The sequence below is a fragment of the Flagellimonas chongwuensis genome, assembly GCF_013376415.1.
GTDB lineage: Bacteria > Bacteroidota > Bacteroidia > Flavobacteriales > Flavobacteriaceae > Flagellimonas > Flagellimonas chongwuensis.
On record NZ_WYET01000002.1, the window covers coordinates 186,124 to 193,522 of the forward strand.

The following is a 7,399-nucleotide window of genomic DNA, read 5'->3' on the forward strand; positions in this document are numbered from 1 at the left end:
GAATTTTTTTTAACCCCAGAAACAATACGTTGATTATTTATCTGATAATCAACTAAAACCTTATTATTTATACATCAATTTTGATATTTTTGAGGAAATACGATAATGATGGGATTGAAGAAACAAGGTTTATACTTACCGGAATTTGAGCACGACAACTGCGGTGCAGGCTTTATATGTAGCCTAAAGGGAATAAAGTCAAACGACATAATACATAAGGCCCTCGAAATTCTGGATAAATTGGAACACAGAGGAGCTGTGAGCTCGGACGGAAAAACAGGAGATGGCGCAGGTATACTTATCGATATTCCCCACGCCTTTTTTAAGGACGCCTGTTCCTTTGAACTACCGGAAGCAGGAGAATATGCGGTTGGAAACGTATTTCTACCACAAAAGGAAAACCAACGTAATTTTTGCATTCAGGTTTTTGAGGAAAACATAAAAAAACAAGGACTCGAATTACTTGGTTGGAGGCACGTTCCGGTGAACCGTTCCGTTCCGGGAAGAATAGCGGCCGAGACAGAACCCTTTGTAATGCAGGTTTTTGTTGGCAAGGGAGAGGATTTGGACGAATTTCGGTTTAACCTCAAACTTTTCATTGCACGTAAAGTCACGGAACACACTGTAATAGAAAGCAAACTTTCTGAAAGCGAATTCTTCTACCTGCCCAGTCTATCAACTAAAATTATCATTTTTAAGGGGCTTTTGGTCCCAAAGGATATCAGCAGATATTATGAAGACCTTTTGGACCCCCGAGTGGTTACCCGCTTGGCACTGGTTCACCAAAGGTTTTCCACAAATACCTTCCCCAATTGGGATTTAGCACAGCCATTTAGATATATGTGCCATAACGGAGAGATAAATACACTTAGAGGAAACGTCTCCCGTATGCGCTCACGCGAGGAGCTAATGGAAAGTGAGTGGTTTGGAGAAGATATCAAAAAGATACTTCCCATAGTCTTGCCGGCAAAATCCGATTCCGCCAGTATGGATATGGTCGTTGAACTATTATTGATGACAGGTCGTTCTTTGCCAGAAGTAATGATGATGTTGGTTCCGGAAGCATGGGAAAAAAACCCGGACATGTCCGAAGCAAAGAGGGCTTTTTACGAATATAATTCCTGTCTCATGGAACCATGGGACGGACCGGCCTCCATTCCATTTACAGATGGAAACTATATCGGTGCTGTATTGGATAGAAACGGACTTCGCCCATCCAGATACTCGGTAACCAAAAAAGGATACGTCATTATGTCGTCGGAAACCGGAGTCGTTGAACTGGAACCTGAGGATATCGAATTCCACGGACGACTGGAACCCGGAAAAATGTTCTTGGTGAACATGGAAGAAGGACGAATCGTCAACGACGAAGAAATCAAGGAAGCCATTGCCAAAAAGCATCCGTATAAAGAGTGGTTAAAGAAGAATTTGGTGCACTTGAGGGATATTCCTTATAACGATTGTCCAGTTTTCTTTGGCGAATTTCCACTTCAAACCAGACGAACTGCGTTTGGGTACACCCAAGAAGACATCAACACCATTATAATGCCCATGGCAGAAAATGGTAAGGAACCCATTGGCTCCATGGGCTCCGACACTCCAATTGCCGTGTTGTCCGAGCGCCCACAATTAATATACAATTACTTTAAGCAGTTGTTCGCACAGGTAACCAACCCACCTTTGGATGGTATCCGTGAAGAATTGATTACCGATATTAGTCTGACCTTGGGCAGTGACCACAACATTTTTGATTTTTCAGAATTGCATTGCCGCAAACTGAAAATCCAGAACCCTGTTATTTCCAAAGAAGATTTGGACAAGATCAAAAATTATGATGCCAGTCCTGATTATAAAGTTGTATCCATTTCTATGCTCTATGAGATCAACAAAGGTCATAATGGACTTGAAGAAGCTTTGGACGGTATATTGCAGCAGGCATCAAATGCCATTGATGAAGATGCGAACATCATCATTCTATCGGATAGGATGGTAAGTGCCGAGATGGCTCCTATCCCTGCCCTATTGGCCTGTTCCTATGTGAACAGTGGTTTAAGAAAGTTGGGGAAACGTTCCAAACTGAGTATCATTATCGAATCTGCTGAACCAAGGGAGGTTCATCATTTTGCCCTTCTTTTTGGTTTTGGAGCAAGTGCCATCAACCCTTATTTGGTGAATGAAATCATCGGTGAGCAAATCGAGGAAAACAACATTACAGATTACACTTTTGAGGAAGCCGTTAAAAATTATAACAAGGCTATCGGAAAAGGGATATTGAAGGTCATGAACAAGATTGGGATATCAACGTTGAACTCTTATCGCGGCTCTCAATTGTTCGAATGCATCGGAATCAACACAACCGTTGTGGACAGGTATTTCCCAAACACCCCTACTCGAATCCAAGGAATTGGACTTTATGAAATAGAAAAAGAAGTTACCAAACGTCACAAAAAAGCATTTCTATCACAAAACATATCAGCCAATCTCGATATCGAGGTTGGAGGTGAGTACCGCTGGAGAAGAAATGGCGAGAAGCACATGTTCAATCCATTAAGTGTCGCCATGCTTCAAAAATCGGTACGCAACAACGAGCCGGAAACCTATAAAGAGTATTCCAAACTGGTCAATGAGCAATCCAAACACTTGATGACTATCCGTGGACTTTTCGAATTTTCGAACTACGACCCTATTCCCATTGAAGAAGTCGAACCTTGGACAGAAATTGTAAAAAGGTTCAAAACTGGGGCAATGTCCTACGGAAGTATAAGTCAAGAAGCACATGAAAACCTAGCGGTTGCCATGAACCGAATCGGAGGAAAGAGCAATTCGGGTGAAGGCGGAGAGGATTCGGCTCGTTTTTATAAAAGTCAAACCGGTGACTGGAAAAACAGTGCCATAAAACAGGTGGCATCAGGTAGGTTTGGGGTAACCTCCAATTATTTGACAAGTGCCAAAGAGATACAGATTAAAATGGCACAAGGGGCCAAACCTGGTGAAGGCGGTCAATTGCCTGGACCAAAAGTCAACCCGGCCATTGCCAAAACAAGAAACTCCACACCATACGTAGGATTGATTTCACCACCCCCTCACCACGATATTTATTCTATCGAGGATTTATCACAATTGATCTATGATCTTAAATCCGCGAACAGGGAAGCACGTGTAAATGTAAAACTGGTTTCGGAAGTTGGTGTAGGTACGGTAGCTGCAGGTGTTGCCAAAGCGAAGGCCGATGTTATCCTTATCTCTGGATTCGACGGTGGTACGGGAGCATCACCATTAACCTCGTTAAAACATGCCGGACTACCTTGGGAACTAGGAATCGCCGAAGCCCAACAGACTTTGGTATTGAACGACTTGCGAAACAGAGTGGTTCTAGAGTGTGACGGACAGTTGAAGACAGGACGAGATGTAGCCATTGCCTGTTTACTGGGGGCAGAAGAATTCGGTTTTGCCACAGCACCTTTGGTGGCATCAGGATGTATTATGATGCGTGTATGCCATTTGAATACCTGTCCAGTGGGTATCGCCACACAAAACCCGGAGTTGCGCAAAAAGTTCCAGGGAAAACCGGAACATGTGGTCAACTACATGTACTTTGTTGCACAAGAGTTGCGAGAAATTATGGCAAAGCTTGGCTTTAGAACTTTGAATGAAATGGTAGGTCAAGTACAAAAACTGGACAGAAAGAAAGCAATCGAGCATTATAAAGCAGCAGGTATCGACTTGACTCCAATCCTATATCGTATAGATGTCCCAGAAGGAACTAAACTCCATAATACAGAAAAACAATATCACGAAATAGATAAGTCCATTGAATTTGAAATCATAGGAAAAGCGCACCCTGCTCTGTTCAGAAAAGAGAAGACCACATTGGATTTCCCAATTAAGAACACAGATAGAGCTGTTGGCGCCATCATCAGTAACGAGATTTCGAAAATTTATGGAGAGGAAGGATTACCAGAAAACACACTTAAGCTAAATTTTACTGGTTCCGCAGGGCAAAGTTTTGGAGCTTTTGCCACCAAAGGCCTCACCATGGTGGTGAATGGAAACACTAACGATTACCTTGGAAAAGGACTCTCTGGAGCCAAGCTGATAGTGAAAGTTCCTTTTAAATCCACAATTAAACCTGAAGATAATGTGATTACTGGAAACGTAACCTTGTACGGAGCAACATCTGGAGAGGCATACATCAACGGTAAGGCAGGAGAGCGATTCTGCGTAAGAAACTCTGGGGCCAAGGCAGTGGTCGAGGGAATCGGTGACCATGGTTGTGAATACATGACCGGTGGAGTCGCTGTGATTCTTGGTTCCGTAGGACGGAATTTCGGAGCAGGTATGAGCGGTGGAATTGCCTATGTGTATGACAAAAATGACACATTCAAACGCAACTGTAATGGAGACCACTTAAATCTTCTACCGGTTGATGAGGATAACGATATACAACAGTTAAAAGATTTGATCGAAAACCATTATAACGCCACATTAAGTCCTTTGGCGCAGAATATTCTTGAAAATTGGGAAAAATGCCTTCCTAAGTTTATTAAAGTATTCCCCGAAGAATATCGCCAAGCACTTATCAGATTGGAAGAAGAAAAAATGCAAACCTTATAATTTGAGACATGGGAAAGATTACAGGATTTTTGGAATTTGATAGGAAGGACGAAGGATATGCCCCTGTCAAAGAACGCATCGAAAACTATAAGGAATTTACAAAACCTTTAAAAGAAAGCGAATTAAAGAACCAAGGTGCACGATGCATGGACTGTGGAATTCCATTTTGCCATAGCGGTTGCCCACTAGGAAACTTGATTCCAGATTTTAATGATGCCGTCTATAAAGGAAAGTGGGAAAAAGCTGCACAGATACTGCACTCTACCAATAATTTTCCAGAGTTTACGGGAAGATTATGCCCTGCACCTTGCGAGGAAGCATGTGTATTGGGAATCAACGAACCTCCTGTTTCCATTGAGAACATAGAAAAAAACATCGCGGAGACAGCATTCAAGAATGGCTGGGTAAAGCCAGAACCGCCAATGAACAGAACGGACAAAAAAGTGGCCGTAGTAGGTTCGGGACCTGCAGGACTTGCAGCTGCCCAACAGCTAAATCGTGCTGGTCATACCGTTACGCTGTTTGAAAGAGATGAAAAACTAGGAGGACTTTTACGATATGGTATTCCTGATTTTAAAATGGAGAAAAGTGTTATCGATAGAAGACTTGAGGTCATGGAAAAAGAAGGCATCGAGTTTAAAACCGGCATACATGTAGGCGTCGATGTAACTGCTGAAGAACTCCAAAAAGAATATGATTCCATTGTACTCTGTGGTGGAGCCACGGTGAGACGAAGTCTTCCTATTCCGGGAGCTGATGCCAAAGGTGTGGTTCAAGCCATGGACTTTTTGCCACAGAACAACAGAAAAGTGGATGGCATCCCATTTAAGGGAGAAGATATTTCTGCCAAGGGCAAAAAGGTAATTGTAATAGGTGGCGGGGATACAGGGTCCGATTGTATTGGAACTTCCATAAGACAAGGGGCTGTTTCCGTAACCAATTTTGAAATAATGCCGAAAGGCACGACCGATCGCCCCGAGGGACAACCATGGCCGTTTTGGCCCATGCGATTGCGTACGAGCTCATCTCACAAAGAAGGTGCTGATCGTGTATTCAGCATCTCCACTAAAAGATTCAATACCGATGACAAAGGTAATCTAACAAGCTTGGTAACTGTAGAAGTTGAATGGATCAAGCAACCTGGTCAACGACCCATGCTAAAAGAAGTAGAGGGCACAGAGAAAGAATGGGACTGTGACTTGGTTCTATTGGCTCTTGGCTTTACGGGCTCGGAAACCACGGTTGCTGATCAATTAAGTCTAGAAATGGACCCTAGAACCAACATCAAAGCTTCTGCAGCAGATTATAAAACAAATGTTCCCGGAGTATTTGTGGCAGGAGACCAAAGAAGGGGCCAATCGCTTATTGTTTGGGCAATTTCGGAAGGTAGACAAGCTGCTTACTACGTGGACACCTATTTAATGGGAAAATCCGATTTACCTTTAAAGGGTGAGGGAGATCTTCCTAGAGTTTAAAATCTCACGTAAATCTCAACTAAACTTGCTAAACTCCTCTAGGCTTGCTTTGCTTAGGGGAGTTTTTTAGATACACATTATATCAACCATATAAATAAACCGACCGTTTATATATCAAAAATCGGTAAGTGGAAATTTGTTTGTATCTTAAGAGAAGTCCTCTTACCATAACCAATCCTCTATAAAGTGCTATGTATTTCAGGAGCATACAAACCTCTTAATACATCACTATGAGAAATCCAATTACAATCTGTTTATTCCTCTTGACTTTGCTTTCTTGCAAAACCAAAGAAAAAGAAATTACAACTTCAGAAAAGTCACCTCTAGAACTCGGTCAGGTCAATGTAAGTACAAAGAGTATGGAATTCTTTGTTTCTGACACACTATATTCAGGCTGGAACACTTTCATTTACAACAATGAATCTCAGGAAGTCCACTTTATTATGATGGATTTGTATCCAGAAGGAATAACCATAGAAAATACTAAATCCGAACTGCTCCCCCTTTTTGATGATGGGATGAGATATATCATGGAAAACCAAATGGATAGTGCGATGACGGCTTTTGGTAAAATACCTGAATGGTACCAAAAAGTGAAATTTTTGGGCGGCACGGGACTTGTATCTCCTAAGTACACCGTAAAGAGTACCGTTTACCTAGAACCTGGTCGTTACATGATGGAATGTTATGTAAAAATGTTCAATGGCACTTGGCACACTTCACATGGCATGTTAAAAGAAATTATAGTGAAGAATGAGGTCAGCGAACTAACACCTCCGACCGCAACAGCGCAGATTGACATATCCAGTACTGACGGAATTTTACTTAAGGACAGCCTTTCCTCTGGGCGACAAGTATTCCAAACAAATTTTATAGATCAAAAAGTGTACGAAAACTTTGTCGGACATGATATAAACTTGGTCCAATACGACGCTACGGCTTCTTTAGATTCCTTGGTCCTATGGATGAATTGGATGAACCCCAGAGGACTGCGCACACCCGCTCCTGCAGGCTTTACATTTTTAGGAGGAATGAACAATTTACCTTCTGAAAGTAAAGGCTTTTTTGAAGCTGATTTAACCCCCGGAAACTATGTCCTCATTTCAGAGGTTCCAAAAGCTGATAAAAAACAACTGCTTTTCAAGTTTTCTATTTATTAGAAAAACTTATAAAAACAAAAAAGGCCCTTCACAATGTGAAGGGCCTTGAGGAAGGCGGCGACCTACTCTCCCACCTGGTGTGGCAGTACCATCGGCGCAAACGGGCTTAACTTCCCTGTTCGGAATGGAAAGGGGTGGGCCCCGTCGCCA

At 42.4% G+C, this 7,399-nt stretch carries 3 protein-coding genes and 1 rRNA gene; 3 read left to right on the forward strand and 1 reads right to left on the reverse strand.

Translation table 11 applies throughout. The annotated features are described in order from the left end of the window. The first annotated feature begins 108 nt into the window (after nucleotides 1-108). The 3 genes from gltB (at nucleotide 109) to GUA46_RS05795 (ending at nucleotide 7,249) form a co-directional block, all read left to right on the forward strand. A complete protein-coding gene (gene gltB / locus GUA46_RS05785) occupies nucleotides 109-4,614 on the forward strand; it encodes a glutamate synthase large subunit (protein WP_176619678.1) in 4,506 nt (1,501 codons plus the stop codon). An 8-nt stretch (nucleotides 4,615-4,622) separates the two neighbouring features. After that, complete coding sequence (locus GUA46_RS05790; protein WP_176619679.1) at nucleotides 4,623-6,089, forward strand: glutamate synthase subunit beta; 1,467 nt, start codon at nucleotides 4,623-4,625, stop codon at nucleotides 6,087-6,089. 230 nt (nucleotides 6,090-6,319) lie between these two features. Next, nucleotides 6,320-7,249, forward strand: a complete 930-nt coding sequence (locus GUA46_RS05795; RefSeq protein ID WP_176619680.1) for a hypothetical protein — start codon at nucleotides 6,320-6,322, stop codon at nucleotides 7,247-7,249. A 49-nt stretch (nucleotides 7,250-7,298) separates the two neighbouring features. On the opposite strand, the gene rrf is transcribed toward GUA46_RS05795, so the two are convergent. Continuing rightward, nucleotides 7,299-7,399: ribosomal RNA gene (gene rrf, locus GUA46_RS05800) — 5S ribosomal RNA — on the reverse strand; the annotation flags it as partial.